12 protein-coding genes, 1 pseudogene and 1 riboswitch are annotated in these 19,315 nt (G+C 34.3%); of the genes and pseudogenes, 10 read left to right on the forward strand and 3 right to left on the reverse strand.

Translation table 11 applies throughout. The features are described 5' to 3' along the window. Positions 1 to 224 (forward strand): annotated as a pseudogene (locus K8V80_RS07805) (hypothetical protein); the annotation flags it as partial. A gap of 13 nt (positions 225 to 237) precedes the next feature. Next, positions 238 to 2,241: a hypothetical protein gene (locus tag K8V80_RS07810; protein ID WP_276776761.1), complete on the forward strand. Its 2,004-nt coding sequence runs from the start codon at positions 238 to 240 to the stop codon at positions 2,239 to 2,241. A 13-nt stretch (positions 2,242 to 2,254) separates the two neighbouring features. On the opposite strand, the gene K8V80_RS07815 is transcribed toward K8V80_RS07810, so the two are convergent. The 3 genes from K8V80_RS07815 to K8V80_RS07825 form a co-directional block, all read right to left on the reverse strand. Continuing rightward, on the reverse strand, positions 2,255 to 2,830 hold the full coding sequence (locus K8V80_RS07815; protein ID WP_006744705.1) for a hypothetical protein: 576 nt from the start codon (positions 2,828 to 2,830) through the stop codon (positions 2,255 to 2,257). A 110-nt stretch (positions 2,831 to 2,940) separates the two neighbouring features. Further along, positions 2,941 to 4,221, reverse strand: coding sequence for a BACON domain-containing protein (locus tag K8V80_RS07820; protein ID WP_276776764.1), 1,281 nt, complete (start codon positions 4,219 to 4,221; stop codon positions 2,941 to 2,943). A 195-nt stretch (positions 4,222 to 4,416) separates the two neighbouring features. Continuing rightward, positions 4,417 to 5,997 (reverse strand): hypothetical protein, encoded by a 1,581-nt coding sequence (locus K8V80_RS07825; protein ID WP_006744707.1) that lies wholly within the window; start codon positions 5,995 to 5,997, stop codon positions 4,417 to 4,419. Between the two features lie 422 nt (positions 5,998 to 6,419). Continuing rightward, a riboswitch (cobalamin riboswitch) is annotated at positions 6,420 to 6,620 on the forward strand. A gap of 52 nt (positions 6,621 to 6,672) precedes the next feature. On the opposite strand from K8V80_RS07825, the gene K8V80_RS07830 reads away from it, so the two are divergent. The 8 genes from K8V80_RS07830 to K8V80_RS07865 form a co-directional block, all read left to right on the forward strand. Then, complete coding sequence (locus K8V80_RS07830) at positions 6,673 to 9,180, forward strand: ribonucleoside-diphosphate reductase subunit alpha (protein ID WP_276776767.1); 2,508 nt, start codon at positions 6,673 to 6,675, stop codon at positions 9,178 to 9,180. A 52-nt stretch (positions 9,181 to 9,232) separates the two neighbouring features. Beyond that, positions 9,233 to 10,276: a ribonucleotide-diphosphate reductase subunit beta gene (locus K8V80_RS07835; protein WP_276776769.1), complete on the forward strand. Its 1,044-nt coding sequence runs from the start codon at positions 9,233 to 9,235 to the stop codon at positions 10,274 to 10,276. A 425-nt stretch (positions 10,277 to 10,701) separates the two neighbouring features. Then, the gene (galE, locus tag K8V80_RS07840; protein ID WP_276776772.1) at positions 10,702 to 11,736 is read left to right on the forward strand and encodes a UDP-glucose 4-epimerase GalE; all 1,035 of its coding nucleotides are present in this window, start codon (positions 10,702 to 10,704) and stop codon (positions 11,734 to 11,736) included. Positions 11,737 to 12,026: 290 nt separating this feature from the next. Beyond that, positions 12,027 to 12,701: a porin family protein gene (locus K8V80_RS07845; protein ID WP_006744712.1), complete on the forward strand. Its 675-nt coding sequence runs from the start codon at positions 12,027 to 12,029 to the stop codon at positions 12,699 to 12,701. A 173-nt stretch (positions 12,702 to 12,874) separates the two neighbouring features. Continuing rightward, the gene (locus tag K8V80_RS07850; protein WP_006744713.1) at positions 12,875 to 13,504 is read left to right on the forward strand and encodes a porin family protein; all 630 of its coding nucleotides are present in this window, start codon (positions 12,875 to 12,877) and stop codon (positions 13,502 to 13,504) included. 465 nt (positions 13,505 to 13,969) lie between these two features. Continuing rightward, positions 13,970 to 17,080, forward strand: a complete 3,111-nt coding sequence (locus tag K8V80_RS07855) for a SusC/RagA family TonB-linked outer membrane protein (RefSeq protein ID WP_276776776.1) — start codon at positions 13,970 to 13,972, stop codon at positions 17,078 to 17,080. Between the two features lie 34 nt (positions 17,081 to 17,114). After that, the gene (locus K8V80_RS07860) at positions 17,115 to 18,686 is read left to right on the forward strand and encodes a RagB/SusD family nutrient uptake outer membrane protein (protein WP_276776778.1); all 1,572 of its coding nucleotides are present in this window, start codon (positions 17,115 to 17,117) and stop codon (positions 18,684 to 18,686) included. A 149-nt stretch (positions 18,687 to 18,835) separates the two neighbouring features. Further along, positions 18,836 to 19,315 (forward strand): porin family protein (locus K8V80_RS07865; RefSeq protein ID WP_276776779.1); only part of this gene is annotated, 480 nt, incomplete at its 3' end.

The following is a 19,315-nucleotide window of genomic DNA, read 5'->3' on the forward strand; positions in this document are numbered from 1 at the left end:
GGACAGAAATAACATACGAAGATTTTAGGTTGCCTACAAGAGCTGAATTAGAGCTAATGGTAGATAGAGAATATAATAATTCAATTTTATTTAAGCGAAATAATCTATTTACTGAAGGAGAATTATTTTGGGCGGCTGATGGTAAATACAAATATTCTATGGGTAAGATTACAAAAGTTAGTAGGGGTTCAGCCTATGTAGTCTGTGTACGTGATGTTAAATAAAAAGGAGTAAGAGATGAAAAAAATACTATATATATTACTGGCTTTCCTCGTTGTAGTAGGTTGTAATGAGGATAATTCTTGGGATGTAGATAACCCCGACGTAGTAGGTAAGGATGAAGTAAAAATAACCTTTTCTACTGATGTCTTGAACTATCAAGAAACGAGAGCCACTCAAGTCAATGAAAATACAATTGAAAGTCTAGCTGTGTTGGTATTCGATAAAGAAGAGGGTTATCAGTATAAACGAATGGCTTCACTAGTATCTCAAAGTGGATATAGTGAATATGAAGTAACTCTTAAGAAAAGTATCGACCCTAAGTCCATCCACTTTGTGGCTAATATGGACTGGACAGACTTTGATAGCAAAGAAACAGAATATATAGGTTGGCCTGATACAGAAGTTATCAATCAACTCTCTACAAAAGAAGGAGATTATATAGGAATGTGGCAAAGAGTAGAAATGAAGAATGGGATTAATGAAAATACCACTGAACTGTCTTCTCGTATTTCTTTAATTAGAAATGTGGCAAAGGTTTCTGTAGAGTTAGAAAGTGCTGCATCCGAAGTGTTTACATTGGAAAATATGACTTTGATACATACTCCAGATTTGGGTACTATTGCTCCGTTTAATAGAACAACTCATCAATTTGATGAAAACTCTATAATAGAAGCCAATAATATAGAGTTGAAAGATGTTCCAGCAGAGGGGGCAGATGGTAAGTTTCTTGCTTATGCTTTTGAGCGAGAGGAAGAGTTGGAAGAAAAAAAATACTCAGCACTCATTTTGGAGGGAATGTATGGGGATGTAAAAACATTCTATAAAGTAGCTCTAATTGATGATAATAATCTTGTAGAGTCTATTCTAAAAAGGAATTATTACTACAAGGTCAGAATTCTACGTATTCAAAAACAAGGCTCAAACTCATTTGAAGAGTCGAAGAATGGATTGGCTGATAATAATATATCTTTGGAGTTAGCGTTAGAGAAATATCCTATTATAACGTATGGAGATGAAAAGCTTGAAGTAGAGAAATATCATTTTGTAATTACAGATAATGCTAAATTAACTTTAAATACGTGGGCTAAATATTGGAAGAAGAATGTTGAAACAAACTCTTTATTGAGAATTGTAAATGTGCAAGAAAATGATCCAGCAAATCCAGTATTTAAATCTAGCCCTCAAATATCAAATGGGAAAATCACAGCCTCTTTAAATAAAATTCCTCAAGATGGAAGTATCCGTGTTGCTAAGATGGTTATTAATCCAGAGGGCTCAAAGCTATCTCGTGTGATAAAGGTTACCCTGAAGCAACCTTTTACTTTCCAACCTACGAGTATCCAGTTGTTTTATAAGAATGGATCAGCTGTTCCAGAAGGAGAACTGATAAAGAATCAGGGAGATAAAGCGCGTATATTGTTTACTATTCCCGATGACAAGAACTTAATGTATCCTTTTGAAGTGTATATATACACGAAGTGGATGGTTCCCGCTATGGCAAATTCTGAGTTGCTTTATGAGTGGATAGAATCAGAGGATCGTGCTAAGTACACAATGATTGTTTCAGAGCCTAAAACCTATGTTTTAGATTTTCAAATGATAGAAGGGTATAATGAGAGCTCTATGACTCCTGCGGAGAATTTTATAATAGAGTCTAATCAGTTTGTTACAGCAACTCTACCTTATAATAAAACAATAAAAAGATACTCTTTTAAGGGTTATTATCAAGGGTTAATAACTCAGTATCCTCTTAGCAGTAATAGTGCAGACAAGAATCAAGTAGTGGTGACAAACGGTTCGGATGTATTCTATTCAGGTGAATTTGAGTCTAATGGTGGTGGAGATTGTTCTGTAAAACTACCCGTGATTGATGCTTCAGATCAAAAGCAATATAGTATTCAATTAAAATATAACTACCGTGGGTGGCCAACGAATAATTATCAATATTATACCAACCTCATGAGTTATGATACTTTTATGCAGTTGATAAATGCGGGTAAGCGAGTAGTATTTGAGTAATAGTACGTATTACCTAATATCTAGATAATCCCTGACTGACTGTTGGGTTCATTAGTATTCTAGCTAATATCCTAGGAATCGAATCAGAGGTAATGGTGGATAGATATTGAATAAGTAGTTTCAATGTCTGTTCATCATCTTCTTTATTATGAATGATATGCTCAATATCTTTGAGCTGTTGTCCTGTGAGTTCATCTCGTATGGCTTCCCATAAAAACTCATAAGCTAGTTGTAGGTTGGGAGTAACTATAGGAAAAGAGGCTGTTCCCTCTTTCTTTTCTTGAGTGATATGGGGCCTATCCCAAGTATTAGGGTATTCTTGAATCGACTCTAATATAGCCAATATACCTGCATGATTATTGGGTGTCAGTTTGTGAGATACTTCCTTAAAAGGTTTTATGTAGCTAGGGTAGTATGCAGTTAGGAACCTCTCCACCACATATTTCCACTTTTGGTACCGGTCATTCTCTTTCGATTTGTAATTGGGGTAGAGTTGTAGTGATCCCGATTGTATGGGTTTAAATATCAGTGTGGAAGATAGTTTTTCTCCTTCAAGAATAAGTTGATTTACTCTGTTTTCTAAATTCATAGTTGCGCTAAGAGGTTAATATTTAGCTACAAGTTAATAAAGAATCTGTGACAAAGTAAAGAAGAGCAGCACAAATCGTCCTGCTCTTCTTGCTTAAATGTTTATAGATATTAATAAGTGAAATCAATGGATCTTTTAAAATCGGGATAAACTCCCAACGTTTTAGCTTTGGTTAATGAAACTTTTGCTGGATAGCAAAGCTCTTTAGCAGGTTTTGCACTATCCTTATAGAAGTTATTAATAGCACCTATTCCTTTAATAAAATCATATTTGTCAATGCCAGGTTTTAGATACCCAAAGTTTGAAGCATTAATGATTTCATTCTCTTTACTCGTAAGTACCTCCTTATTAGCAAATTTATTTAGAATAGACTTGATTTCAACTTTGTTGTCTAGATCTGTCTCTACAAAGAGATATCCGAATTTTCCGTAATAGATAGTGCTTATAAATGCAATATTATCTTCGGATATGCTTTCAGGAAGTATTATTTTACTTTCAGGAAGATCAGATGTTAAGGAAAAAAAGAGATGTTCATATTCAAAAATAAATCCTACTTTGTTTTTTAACTCCTCTTTTTTATAGCTAGTACCCATGAGTTCATCTAGCTTTAAATTAAAAGCTATTTGTCCTGCATAATGTAATTCTTTTCTAGAATAATACTTTTTGCCGTTGCTAAAAGTAAATGAAGTGGATTGGGCTGAACTATTTTTTAGAATAGTATTTTCCATTTCTTTTTGTAGTTCTAAGCTGGGTTTTCTATTTTGAAAAATGTTAAAGTTGTCGCCTACTTCAGTTGTAAAACTTGTTGTAGGGTAATCGTAATCTAGGGTTGTTATTTCATTTTTGATAAAGAATTCTTCTACATCTAATAATTGATGTCCAAATATTTTGTTCTGTAAATGTGGATGCACTCTTGCTGTACTATTATAAACGATGTCGAAGTGAATATTTTTAGCATCAGCCTTGATGTTTTCATATTGAAAAGCCCCTAAGTTTTGTATTATTAAAGTACGAGCTGCTTGTTTTACTTGGATGGGATATTCTTTGTTTGCAACTATAATTTTGATATATCCTTCTCTGTCTTCATAGATATAGCTCTCATCAATGAGAAGATGAAGGGTGTACGACTTAAATTCAGATTTCTCTTCTGTATTCATTTCCTCTACTTCAACTTTACACCAATCTAAATGGTTTTGAATGGAGTACTCTTGTGACGATTTAAAAGTTAAGATTACTTCGCCGCCAGAACTCTCTATCCTTGCATTTGATTGCTCAAGGATGATGGGCTCAGGTTCAGGTTCGGGCTGAATGGGAGTATTATCGCTGCTACAAGATTGGTAGAAAGGGATTAATCCCGCGAGCAATAAGAGGTTCATAAATGTCTTTTTCATAGTTCGATATTTTATTATCTTTCAAAGATAATCTGATTAAGTTAATATCTGTTATTTTTGCAAATAAAAAGGGTTCAGACACGCTCTGAACCCTTTTGAACCTTTTATCGTTTAGGGTAAAAGGTTACCCAACTACAAACAACTATTTAAGTAATTATCCTAAAAAACTATTATTCACATTTATCAAAACTATCTTTATTTTTTTCGTTGTTTCTTTTGTTCTGTCAGTTTATAATTCTTCCCGAAGAAATCCAATCGTTCTTCGAATGTCATTTGTTTTCGGGCAGGAGAAATACATTCTTTTTTCTTTAGGTAGGATGGAGGTGCCTTTTTTACACCTCTGCCATCGTACCATTCGTTAGAATTCATTTCTTCTACTTCTTCTTTATTATTACACTCTGCCAAGTTTTCAAAGAAGTTTGTAATCTTATGCAAGTGACCTTGATTGTCGGCTATAAAAGCAGTACCCTCATCGTCCAGCATAATATTATGTATTGTTGAGCTGTTGAGAGCTCCATATTTCATTCTTAACCAAGTATCGGTTTTGTGATTCCAGAATTGAGCCAAATCACTATCTCTCTCTGAATAGGTTTCGTTTGTAAAGAATGCAATCCAATCTTGATTCAATTCCTTAACACAAGTAAGTGAAGGAGAATCTACCAAGTCTAGAAAATGAATAGCTCCTGTATCTGTTTGAGTATGTACAGCAATACGTCCTCTTCTTGTTGTTGTAATAAAACCAGCTTTGCCTAGAGGGGCTGTAGAGAAACGTTTCGCATAAAGCTTTGTAATGGTAATGCCCGTATTTTGTAATTCTCCATCTTTCCACTCCATCAGTTTTTTATCTGAAGGAATAAACGAACCGCCATTCTTTGTTCTAATAAGTGTTGGAGAGCAGTTGATACAACATCCACAAGCATTAATATCACTCACTCTTTCAAATACTCTTCCACCAATAGCAGCATCTTTGATTTTCCAAAGATGAGCATCATCAATTAACAAAAGATCATTTCCTACCCAAGCTAGTTCTACCCACCTAAAAAAATGAGTACCCCCAATCTCTTCATTGAGTTGGATACAATCCCAAGCACACAAGTCATTGAATTCATGACCAATACGAATACGCTTAATATTGAAATGGCTTTCTTCTTCTAGTTCTAAAGCTGCATATAGTTTATGCGTAGAGCTATAAGTAATATTGATAATTGGCTTAGATAGGGGGTACTTTTTAGGGGGCCATACACTTAAATCCAATCGATAATAATTGTACTCTTTTGGATGTGCACCAGGAGATTTAGTGAAAAGTTGCTTACCAACAAAATCAATGTAATAACTATCCGAACTTTCTAAAGCGTATGTTTCACTAGGAAGGCTGTCTGCTACTGAGTTGAAGCGGAAGGCAGGGTCTCCAAAGTTTTTGCCTTCTTGCATACATAAGTTAGCTTCTTGACCTTCTGCTTTACTCTCTGATTCAAATTCCTTCATTTGTTCCTTGGCAATAGGAACAATAGAGTAATTACCATCTTTTTCTTTTATAGTGTAGAGGGCTGTATTATATAGTGTTAATTCTTGACCTAATGCACGAATATTTTGAGTCCCATCTAAGTTGGAATAGTGTGCAGCAAGATGATCCCACTTTTTATCATTAATAAATGAATATTGATTGTGGTCCCACTTAGAACGAAGGGTTTTAAGTAAGTCTTGAATGTTTAAAATACCATCGAAACTTGCTTCTGTACCAATGGCTATCTTACTCTGACTCCAAATGTTTTTCATTATTGATTGGCTTTTCTTAGTATGTGTATTTAAGGGAGATGTCTTAGTTTCAATCTCATGACACAAATATATGTTTCGATTTTCATATATTCAATAATAAACGAATAAAAGTTTTGATCTTCTTCTTTATCGAAAGTTGATGATAGTATAGTAAGTTATTGATTATTAGTTAATAAATAGTGCTATTTAGATTGTGTTTAAAATAATGCGCTTTGATTATATTACGAATGCTTTCGATAATAAAGCATAAGTTTCTGTTTTGTTGCTTGTAATCTTTTGATTAGAAAAGCATAACAAAATATTATCGAAATGGTAGTGGTGGATAAAAGTAAAAATGAATGGCTGTATAATCTCTATTAAGAGGAAGGGTTTTGAAAGATATAATCTGGTTATTTTTAGGTCTGAATCTATTTATTTCTATCTTTGCTTTCAATAAGATTGGTGACTTAGAATAGATTCCTATTCTGAGTTGAAAAGGGAATTCGGTGTAAATCCGAGACAGACCGGCTGCTGTAATCCTTTATAAATCTCTTGTAACTACTCACACCACTATACTTTATGTATGGGAAGGCATACCAAGAGATAAGGAAAGTCAGAAGACCTGCCAATGCTACTTCAGATAAGCTCTCCGGCAATGAGCTTTTTGAGTGTTTTATGAAACAAAACAATAATAGAATGAAAATTATTAAAAGAAATCGTCAAGTAGAGGATTTTACTTACGATAAGATAAAAAGGGCCATTGTAGCAGCTTTTCATAGTTTGCAACGATCGGTTTCTGAACACGAATTAGAGATCATTTGTGACTTAATATCTGTCAACCTTGAAGATAGTGATTATGTAGATGTGGAAACAGTACAAGATTTGGTGGAAACAGTTTTGATGAAGAGAGGTCATTACAAAGAAGCCAAAGCCTACATCTTATACCGAGATAGAAGAACAGCCTGTCGTGAAATGATTAATCAGTTTCGTCAGACTATCACAGATGATGATACCATTGAATTATTGCAGGATATCCAAAACGAATTTGGACAAAAGCAGTACGATCTTCAGTTTTTGTATTCTAAATATCGTTCTTTTTACAAAGCAGATGGCAACCCTTTGAAGATACTCATGAAGGCAGCAGTAGAGTTAATTACTCCAGATGCTCCTAACTGGGAGTTCATAGCCTCTCGCTTATTAGCTGTCGAACTAGAAAAAGAAATTCAGCAGGCTGAAAGAGAGTTGGGACTAACTTCACTCTATAAAAAGATGAACTATCTGACTCAGCAAAATCTATATGGGAGCTATATGCTCAAAAACTATTCCCAAGCAGAGGTTGAAGAGTTGTCAAAATACATGAAGGCTTCACGCAATCAGTTGCTTACCTACAGTAGTCTTCATCTTTTATCTAAACGTTATTTAATTCAGAATTATTCTCATCATTTATTAGAGCGTCCTCAAGAGATGTTTATGGGGATAGCTATGCACTTAGCTATTCCCGAAGGGGAGAAGAAAGTGTGCTGGGCTAAGCGTATTTACGATGTATTGAGTACCCTGAAAGTAACGATGGCTACGCCTACAATGAGTAATGCACGTAAACCATTGAGTCAGTTATCTAGTTGTTTTGAAGATGTAATGCCCGATAGTCTTGTAGGTATTTATCGTACTCTAACCAACTTTGCCCAAGTTTCAAAATTTGGAGGAGGTATGGGGATTTATATAGGAAAAGTAAGAGCCGTAGGCTCCGATATAAGAGGCTTTAAAGGTGTAGCGGGAGGTATCTTAAAGTGGGTAAAACTGTGTAATGATACGGCTATAGCTGTTGATCAACTTGGAGTGAGACAAGGATCAGTAGCTATTTACCTTGATATTTGGCATCGTGATATGCCCGAGTTTCTCCAAATAAGAACGAATAATGGAGACGATAGAATGAAAGCGCACGATGTGTTTCCAGGAATCTGCATACCCGATTATTTCTGGGAGCAGGTAAAGACAAATATGGAAGGAGATTGGTATTTGATGTGCCCACATGAGATTATGACTATGAAAGGCTATAACTTAGAAGATACCTATGGTGATGAGTGGAAACAGAAATACTTAGAATGTGTGAATGATCATCGTATCCCTAAACGCATAATACCTATTAAGGAAATGGTGCGGTTGATTATAAAATCGGCTGTAGAAACAGGTACACCTTTTATCTTTAATAGAGATTTAGTGAATAACTTGAATCCCAATAAGCACCAAGGTGTAATTTATTGCTCGAACTTATGTACTGAGATAGCACAAAACCAAAGTGCCATTCAAGATGTGCGCCGAACTGTACGTTTAGAAAATGGTGATGAAATTATAGTGGAAGAAACCAAAGCTGGAGATTTTGTGGTTTGTAACCTAGCCTCTCTTGTTCTAGGAAATATTGATGTGGAAGATTCTGAAGAGTTGCAAGGTATTATTCACACCATTGTACGTGCTCTGGACAATGTGATCGATTTGAACTTTTATCCTATTCCTTATGCACAAATTACGAATCAGAAAATGCGTCCCATCGGACTGGGTACTAGTGGGTACCACCATCTGTTAGCGCAAAAAGGACTTCGTTGGGAGAGTGATGAGCACTTGGCTTATATGGACAAAGTCTATGAGAAAATCAATTATTATACCATAGAGGCATCCAACCAATTGGCCAAAGAAAAGGGTGTCTATTCTTTCTTTGATAAGAGCGATTGGCAGACGGGGGATTACTTTAAGTTGCGAGGTTATGCTTCTGAGGAGTGGAAGCTTTTAGCGACAAATGTAGCCAAGAACGGAATGCGCAATGGGTATCTACTCGCTATTGCACCTACAAGTTCGACATCTATCATAGCAGGTACTACTGCTGGAACAGATCCTGTGATGAATCGTTACTTCCTTGAAGAAAAGAAGGGAAGTATAGTGCCTCGAGTTGCTCCAGAATTGAGCGATTCAACTTTCTGGCTTTATAAAACAGCCCATCAGATAGATCAAAGTTGGGTAATTGATGCAGCAGGAGTAAGACAAAGACATTTGGACCAATCACAATCTGTTAACCTATACATAACCCAAGAATTCACCTTCCGCAAACTGCTCAACCTCTATCTTCGAGCTTGGGAAAAAGGGGTAAAGACTTTGTATTATGTAAGAAGTCAGTCCCTAGAAGTAGAAGAATGTGAGACTTGCTCTGCTTAAAGCCTATATAATAAGGTGTAAATAATGATAAAAATTAAGATATACTATAACAATGACTAAACTGAAGAAGAAAGCCTTGTTTAATGAACATGGTGATATAGACGTCAATAAACGTAGAATGATCAATGGGAATACGACCAATATGAATGATTTCAATAATATGAAATATGGTTGGGTTTCCAATTGGTACCGTCAGGCGATGAATAACTTTTGGATACCTGAGGAAATCAATATGAGTCAGGATGTAAAAGATTACCGCAATCTTTCTGGAGCCGAGAAGAGAGCTTATGATAGAACACTGTCTTTTTTGATATTCCTAGATAGTATTCAGACAGCCAACTTGCCTTATGTAGGAGAGTATGTAACTGCCAATGAAGTGAATCTTTGTTTAACGATACAGGCTTTTCAAGAAGCTGTTCACTCTCAATCATATAGTTATATGCTCGATTCTATTTGTTCGCCCGAGGAGCGTGAACGTATTTTGTATCAGTGGAGAAACGATGAACATCTATTAAAAAGAAATAAATTTATAGGTGATATTTATAATGAGTTTCAACTCAATAAAAGTACACATCAGCTTTTAAAAACGATGGTAGCCAACTATATATTAGAAGGTATTTATTTCTATTCAGGCTTTATGTTTTTTTATAATCTGGGAAGAAATGGTAAAATGCCTGGTTCTGTACAAGAAATACGCTACATCAATCGGGATGAAAATACTCACCTCTGGCTGTTTCAGTCTATCATACTTGAACTAAGAAAAGAAGAACCACAGCTCTTTACAGTTGAGGCTATTGCAGAGTTTAGAGCGATGATAAAAGAGGGAGCTGAACAAGAAATGGCATGGGGAGAATATGTTATTGGAGAAGAAATAGAAGGATTGACTCAAGAGATGGTTTCCGACTATATAAAATACCTAGCCAACCTAAGATGTGAAAACTTAGGGTTTGAAATTCTATATCCAGGATATGAAGATGAGCCGGCTAGTATGTCGTGGGTAGCACAATATAGCAATGCCAATATGATTAAGACCGATTTTTTTGAAGCCAAACCCAGTGCTTATGCAAAATCGACCTCTATAATAGATGATCTTTAATCATTATCTTTTTCAAGATTTTTGAAAAGGACCTGCTCGATTCGTCTTTGGTAGGTCCTTTTTTTGTCTCATTTGGATTTGAATAATTATGCTAATCTGAATGTATAAGAATACTTCATTTATTCTATTTGAGAGATATAAAAAATATGACACCGACAAAGTATCATCATGTCGGTGTCATGTTGATGTTTTGACCCTGATCAAAGCCTCTCTTGTCCCAGATCTTTATCCTCTATTAATTCGGTGTGTATCTTTATTCAGTTTGGGTATAATCGTAAAAAGTATTTTCTATTCTTTTTTATTAAAAAGGAGTTTTGCTTTGAGTAATATTGAGAACCCCAAATTGGGTAAATTTTTCTTATACTCTTTCTTCAAAGAACAGATATAAATTCCTACTTTTGTAACTCATTAAAAGAAAAGAAATCATGAAAAAACGAATTCTTGTTACAGGTGGTACAGGCTATATTGGATCACATACAGTAGTTGAATTACAAAACAGTGGATATGAAGTAATTATTATAGACAACTTATCAAACTCTAGTGCAGATGTTGTAGATAATATAGAAAAAGTGTCAGGTATTCGTCCCGAATTTGTTGAATTAGACTGTTTGGACTATGCAGGGCTTGATAAACTATTTACTAAGTATAAAGGAATTCAAGCTATCATTCACTTCGCTGCAAGTAAAGCCGTAGGTGAATCTGTAGAAAAACCCTTACTTTATTATCGTAATAATCTGGGCTCTCTTATCAATCTATTAGATTTAATGCCTAAACACGGAGTAGAAGGAATTGTATTCTCTTCATCTTGTACTGTGTATGGTCAGCCAGACGAATTGCCCGTAACAGAGAAAGCTCCAATTAAAAAAGCAGAATCTCCTTATGGTAATACAAAGCAAATTAATGAAGAAATTATTCATGATACTGTAGCATCTGGTGCACCTATCAACGCTATTCTTTTGCGTTATTTCAACCCTATAGGAGCACATCCAACAGCATTACTAGGAGAACTTCCAAGTGGGGTCCCACAAAATTTAGTGCCTTATCTTACTCAAACTGCGATAGGTATTCGTAAAGAATTAAGTGTATTTGGTGATGATTATGACACTCCTGATGGCTCATGCATCAGAGATTTCATCAATGTTGTTGATTTAGCAAAAGCTCATGTGGTAGCTATTAATAGAATCTTAGATAAAAAGCAGAAAGATAAAGTGGAGATTTTTAATATAGGAACTGGTCGTGGACTATCTGTATTAGAATTAATCCAAGCTTTTGAAAAAGCGACAGGAGTGAAACTTAATTATAAAATTGTAGGTCGTAGAGTAGGAGATATCGAAAAAGTTTGGGCAAATCCAGATTTTGCCAATAATGAACTTGGTTGGAAAGCAGGAACTAGTATTGAAGATACACTTCTATCTGCTTGGAACTGGCAACTCAAATTAAGAGAAAGAGGAATTCAATAATATACCCAATAAATTATTTATTATTGGTGAACAATATTTATATATGGATGTTATATCATTGTAAGTCAATCTTAAAACTACGTATAATAGATGTGAATGTATAAACGTAGTTATTGTGCTAAAGCACAGAGGACTTGACTTTATAGTAGTTTTGTCGTGTTTTATTTTGTGTTTGTGTTGGGTAGTACTACGATGAGAATCGTGGTACTACTTTTTTTGTTTTAAGTCATAAATGTTAATAAATTAATAATAATGTATTATATTGCTTAAATATATAAAACCTTATTATTATGAAAGAAAGAATTACTCTTTTAGTACTACTCCTAACTTTAGTGAATATCCCTTCTTTTTCACAGCTTGATAAATCTGTTCGCTTTGGTTTACATGGTGGAGTAACTGTTTCAGATTTTTCAGGAACAGATGTTTCACAAAATATAGCAAAACCGGGCTATATGATTGGTATGGAATTTGATATCGCTCTACCTTCCAATTTTTTTGTGAATACTGGTTTAGATGTACATCTAAAGGGTGCAAAATTAAAGGACAAAGTAATGATTGAAACAACTAAAAAAGTTCTTGGAGGAGATGTTAAGTATAATGCATACTACCTTCAATTGCCTTTACACCTAGGCTACAATATAAGAATAAGTGATTGTTTGAATTTAAAACTAAGTGCAGGTCCTTACTTAGCGATGGGTATTGGTGGAAAATACAAAAACACAATAACCTATTCGGTGATTAGTAATGAAAAAGAATATGTGTATGAAGATTCATCTAGAGAGAAAACATTTGGTGATTCGAGAGATCAATTGAGAAAATTTGATGCTGGTTTGGGTTGTAAAGCAGCCTTAGATAGCCATCATTTTAATTTCTTTATGGGATACGATAAAGGATTAACAAATCCTAATCGATATGCTAATATAAAGAATAGTAGCTTTTATGCTGGATTAGGTTATAAATTCTAATAAATCAAGAGATACACAAATGAAGAGGAAGCAGTGCTTCCTCTTTTTAGTTGAAATATTTGTTGGAGAATTTGAACGTTTTACGTTCTATCTTGTTAAAGAATACGAAGCGTAGTTAATACTAATTATTAACTAAAGCTTAAAAAGAGATTACATATTTAAAAATGAATATTATGAGAAAGTTTATCGCAGTTTTATTTACAGCATTAATGTTTATATCAGTTAGTCCTGTTAAGGCTCAGTATGTGGATGATCCGCTGCATTGGAATATTCATGCAGGTATGAACCTTTCTAATTATTTAGGAACACCTTCAGGCGTTGATGCTTCTATTAAGCCAGGTGCTTATTTTGGTGTTGGAGCAGAGTATTTGATTTCACCGAACTTCTTTGTGGAAGCAGGTTTGGATATTTCTTTAAAAGGGTCTTCAGTTAAGCTTGATATTCCCTTTGATGAAATCAAGACAAGAACTAAAACAAAATTCAACCCTGTGTATTTACAAATTCCAATTCATGCAGGGTATAAATTCTATTTACCCAATAATATGAAATTAAACTTGAGTGCTGGTCCATACCTTGCTTATGGTTTAGGTGGTAAAGCAAAAGTTGCAGGTGAGAAAATTTCTATTTTCGGTTCAGATGATATGGACTTTAAACGCTTTGACTTTGGTCTAGGATTTAAAGCAGGTCTTGACATTGATGTATTTACTATCAATTTAGGATATGATTACGGTTTTATTAAAATGGACGACCTACTTGAAGCTCATAATGGAAACTTATTTATGGGTGTTGGAATGAAATTTTAAAAATTAGAAATAAATCAAATGGGAAGGCGAGTAATTTACTCGCCTTTTTTATTGCCTTTCTAAAAAAACACCAAACTTTCAAATGAAAGTATATTGATTTATATTATGACATATAGTACTCTCATGCTCTTCAATAGAAATACATATTGCTTAATAAACGACTAAAATCTAACTTTTAGACATTAAAGCTTTCTTTACATACATTATGTAATAGGCTTAATAATAAACCTTTATATCTATTACTTTGTTAATATAATCAAACATTGCAAAATAGATATAATGAAATATATACAATTCTAAATTTGTAAGGAATAAATATATATTATATAATAAGACTGAAATTTATGATTATGTAAGTAAAATTGACTTTGGAATATGTTTGAACTATGCATCATTCGAAAGTTTGAAAATTAATATAGTAATATTAGATAACCATGTTGGATAACTAACAGATTTGTTAATCTTATGAAAAGAAAAATGTATTTAAGGACGCTAGCTCTTATGACCTTATTTGGGGTAGGGGCAGTAAATGTGTATGCCGATTCAAGTGCATCTATAAAAGTAGATGGAATAGAATCGATGCAGCAACAAAAGAAAGTTATAAAGGGTATTGTTAAAGATAATGCAGGAGACCCTTTAATAGGTGTTAATGTTTATAATAGAAGCTCCGGAGTTGGTACAATTACCAATATCGATGGAGAGTTTAATTTAGAAGTTAAAGCTGGTGATGAGGTAGAACTATCATATATCGGCTATACTCCTCAGAAAATAAAAATAACTACTTCAACTACTAACATTAATATAACATTAGTAGAAGATACTGAAGTATTGGATGAAGTGGTAGTAACAGCTTTGGGGATAAAAAGATCTCAAAAAGCTTTGAGCTATAATGTGCAAGAAGTTAAAGGAGAAGAATTACTAGGAGTGAAAGACGTTAACTTTGTTAACTCTCTTTCAGGAAAAATTGCAGGTGTAAATATCAATTCCTCATCAGCAGGTATGGGTGGTGCTACTCGTGTTGTCATGCGTGGTACAAAATCATTAACTAAGGATAATAATGCACTTTATGTAATTGATGGTGTGCCTATCTTTAACGCTAATGGAGGAGGTTTGAGCCAAAATAATGAGTATGCAGATCAACCAAGAGGTGAAGGTATTTCAGACTTAAATCCAGAAGATATTGAAAGTATGTCTGTATTGACTGGTCCTTCTGCAGCAGCTCTATATGGTTCAAGTGCAGCTAACGGTGTAATTATTATTACGACAAAGAAAGGTGTAGCTGGTAAACCAAAAATTACCATAACAAACCAAACTATGTTTTCAAATCCGCTAACTAAACCTAAGTTACAATCAACCTATGGTGCTGGTTTGGATGTAGAAAGTGGAAAGAAACTTTATAGAAGCTGGGGAGATAAAACCACTGCGGGTTCATTTAAACCTTCTGATTTTTTCGATACAGGTGTAACTGCACAAACATCAGCAAGTTTATCTGTGGGTAGTGAAAAAAATCAAACTTACTTATCATTAGGTTCAGCAAACTCTAGTGGTATTATTCCTAAAAGCTCCTATGATAAATATAATATTACAGTGCGTAATACTACTAAGTTCTTGGATGACAAGATGACTTTAGATTTTGGATTAAGCTATATCAAACAAAAAGATAAAAACTTAATTGCTCAAGGAAAATATGGTAATCCTCTAACTACAATCTATACTTATCCTCGTGGAGAAAATTTCGGTCTTTTAAACGATTATGAAAAGTTTGATCAACTAAAAGGTTATGATGTTCAGCGTTGGGAAGAATATGGTTGGGGAGACGAAGGTTTAGAAATGCAAAACCCATATTGGGTATTAAATCGTAATCCTAAGACCAATAAGAAAGATAGATATATGATGAACGTAAATTTATCTTATGATGTATTAGATTGGTTGAATTTATCGGGACGTATGCGTTTGGATAATTCAAATAATAAAATGCAAAATAAATATTTTGCTTCTACTCGTAGAACATTTTCTCCAGAAAATGGACGATATAGAATGATAAAAGAAGAGTATAAGCAGTATTATGCCGACTTCTTGGTTAATATTAATAAGCACTGGGGTGAAGAATGGAGTCTATCTTCCAACATTGGTACCAGCTTTTCTGATATTAGGTCTGAAGGTATTGGAGCAGATGGTGAGTTGTTAATTCCAAACTTCTTTGCTCTTACGAATATTAATAAGGATTATGGAAAAACTGAGTTTATAGAACAAGGTTGGCACGAACAAACTCAATCTATCTTTGCTAACGTAGAATTAGGTTGGAGAAGTATGTTGTACTTAACAGTAACAGGTCGTAATGATTGGGCTTCAGCTCTTGCTAATACGTCTAAGAAATCATTCTTCTATCCTTCAGTTGGACTTTCTGCTATTCTTTCAGAAATGTTTACGCTACCAGAAGCAGTTTCTTATTTGCAAGTAAGAGGTTCATTTGCATCTGTTGGTTCTCCTATTCCTAGAAGCTTATCTATCCCAACTTATAAGTGGGATGCACAAGGTAACTCTTGGGAAACAAATTCATATATGCCAATTGATGATCTAAAACCAGAACGTACCGATTCTTGGGAACTTGGTTTGAGCTCTAAATTCTGGGGTAATAGATTGACATTTGATTTCACATGGTATAGATCAAATACAAAAAATCAGACTTTCCAAATTCCTATTTCTCCATCATCTGGTTATACTTCAATGTTTATTCAAACAGGTAATGTTCGTAACCAAGGAGTTGAAATGGCTTTGGGTACAAATAACACTTGGGGAAATTTCTCTTGGAACTCTAATTTAACAGCTAGCTTCAATAGTAATAAAATTACTAAATTAATAGAAGATGGTGAGTTTAAAGATCCTCAAGGTAATGCTATTAATTTTGAGCAAATGTCTCAAGATGGTATAGGTTCTTCTGAGTTTATTTTGAAAAAAGGTGGCTCAATGGGAGACTTATATACTAAAAACCAATTTGACAGAGATGACTTTGGCAATATAAAATTGACCGCTGAAGGTTCTCCACAAACTAAGAATGAGTTTGTAAAGGAAGGTTCTGTTTTACCAAAATGGAACTTAGGTTTCAGAAATGATTTCCGTTATAAAGATATTACTTTGGGAGTAATGCTTTCTGCTAGATTGGGAGGTATTGTTCTTTCACCTACTGAAGCAATCTTAGATGGTTTTGGTGTATCAAAACGTTCTGCTGAAGCTCGTGATAAAGGAGGTATACCTAATGGAACTTCTCATATTGATCCTGAAAAATATTATAAAACAATAGGACAGACAGGTGGTGTCTTGGGTGAGTATGTTTATAGTGCTAGTAATGTGCGCTTACAAGAATTGTCTTTGGGATATTATTTACCAAATAAATGGTTCAATGATATAGCGAAGGTGCATGTGGCATTTATTGGACGTAATCTTTGGATGATCTATAATAAAGCTCCTTTTGATCCAGAAGTAACTGCTTCTACAGGAACTTATTTCCAAGGTGTTGACTACTTTATGCAACCAGCAACACGAAATCTTGGATTCAGTGTGAGAGTAGAGTTTTAAGAAGGCATCATCAAATTTTTAAAGAAATTAAATTATGAAAAATATAGTATATAAGATAAAATCTATATCTGCTGTTGCTCTCTGTGCTCTCTTTGCTGGTGCTTGTACTAGCAATTTTGAAGACATTAATCAAGAGTACGGTAGACCAAATGAAGATCAGATATCGCAAGGTAACTTTAAGTTAGGAGCCTTTTTCCCACAAATGATAAATTATGCATATCCTGCTCAAGAAAATGCTTATCAAATGGGGCAAAACTTAGTGAGTGACCCTTACGCGCGCTATTTGTCAATAGCAAATACATGGGATACAAACTTTTCGATCTTTAATTCTCCTGATAATTGGTTGAATGTTCCTTTTGAAGATGCGTATTCTAAAGTCTATGGAGGATTAATCCAAGTAAGAAATTTGACGAAAGATGATCCTACAAAAGACTTTTTATGGGCTTGGGCTCAGATAATTCGAATTACAGCAACACAGCGAATGACGGATATGTATGGTCCAGTACCCTATACTAAAGCATTGGACGGTGGGGTTGCAAACGAATATGACTCTCAAGAAACAGTTTACAAGAGTATGTTTACTGATTTAGACAATGCCATAGATGTATTGGGCAAGTTTGTAAAGGAAAATCCTGGTTATAGAGATATGGCTCGTTTTGATAGAGTTTATGCAAGTGATTTTTCAAAATGGCTCAAATATGCAAACTCTCTAAAATTAAGAATGGCAATGAGAGTTGTTAATGCTGATCCTGAGTTAGCTAAAACTAAAGCAGAAGAAGCCTTAGCATCAGAGTATGGTTTGATAGAAAGTAATACCGAAAATGCATTAAATCCGTTCCCTGTTAATCCTATATGGATTATGACTGTTGCCTGGGGTGACTCTCGTGTAAGTGCTGAGATTATCTCATACATGAAAGGTTATAATGACCCTCGTCTAGATAAACTATTTACAAAATCTTCTTTTAAAGATAAAGCTAGTGACTTTGTTGGTTTAAGAGTTGGAATCAAAATTCCTTCCAAAGAATGGGCTAGTAGCTATTCATCAACAACTTATAAAGAGAAAGATCCAGTGAATTGGCTAACTGCTTCTGAAGTTGCTTTCATAAAAGCTGAAGCAGCTTTGAGAGGTTGGAAGGTTAACGGCACTCCTCAAAATCTTTATGAAGAAGGTGTTAGATTGTCTTTTGCACAATGGAATGTAGATGGTTCTGATGCTTATCTTAATGATGCAGAAAGTTTACCAGCAGATTATGTTGATCCTAATAGTAAGGATAATGCTGCTGAAAACAAGAGCGAAATAACTGTGAAATGGGATGAAAGTGCTGATTTTGAGACTAAACTAGAAAGGATAATTACTCAAAAATGGCTAGCTCTATATCCTTTGGGTATGGAAGGTTGGAGTGAACACAGAAGAACTGGTTATCCTTACTTCTTCCCGAATGTTGTAAATGAAGGAAAAGATGAAGATTCTAAGATCCTTTATGCTGAAAGAATACCTTATCCTCCAAGAGAAGCTCAAAATAACTCAGCTAATTATAATAAGGCATTGCAGTTATTAGGTGGACCAGATAGATACGGTACTAAATTATGGTGGGCAAAAAAATAAATTAACTGTTTATTATACTAAGAGAAAGAGTCAGCTACTGCTGGCTCTTTTTGTATTATATGCTTTCTCATAAAATTACAATACTTTATTTTTTTTATTGATAATTTATATGTTTGATTTTGCTTTATATTATTAAAATATAAAGACATATAAGGTTATGGAGAAAAAATAATCCTTTCGTAGGGTTATTCTTTGTAGGAACGTCTGTTAAGGCTCAAGATGTTAAAGAAGCAAACTGGTCATTAAGAGCAGGTATGAACCTTGCTAAATATAATGGAATTCCTACGGGTGTTAAATCATCAGTGGAACCAGGCTTTTATTTAGGTGGAGGGATGCAGTATTTGTTTACAGAAAATATTTTTTTAGAAACAGGATTAGATCTATCGATTAAAAGATCTTCATTAAAACTAAGTGGATGGTTGGACGATTTAGCTGATGAGTATTTAGATGAGAATGCTAAGGCTAAAATAAATCCAATATACTTCCATATTCCTATTCACGTAGGTTATAAGTTTTATTTTACAGATGATATGAAGTTGAATCTAAGTGCTGGTCCATTTATGGCTTTTGGTTTGGGAGGGAAAGCCAAGGAAGATGGTGAGAGTTATGATATTTTTGGTTCAGATGAA

Source organism: Bacteroides coprosuis, from assembly GCF_020741705.1.
Taxonomy (GTDB): Bacteria; Bacteroidota; Bacteroidia; order Bacteroidales; family Bacteroidaceae; genus Bacteroides_E; species Bacteroides_E coprosuis.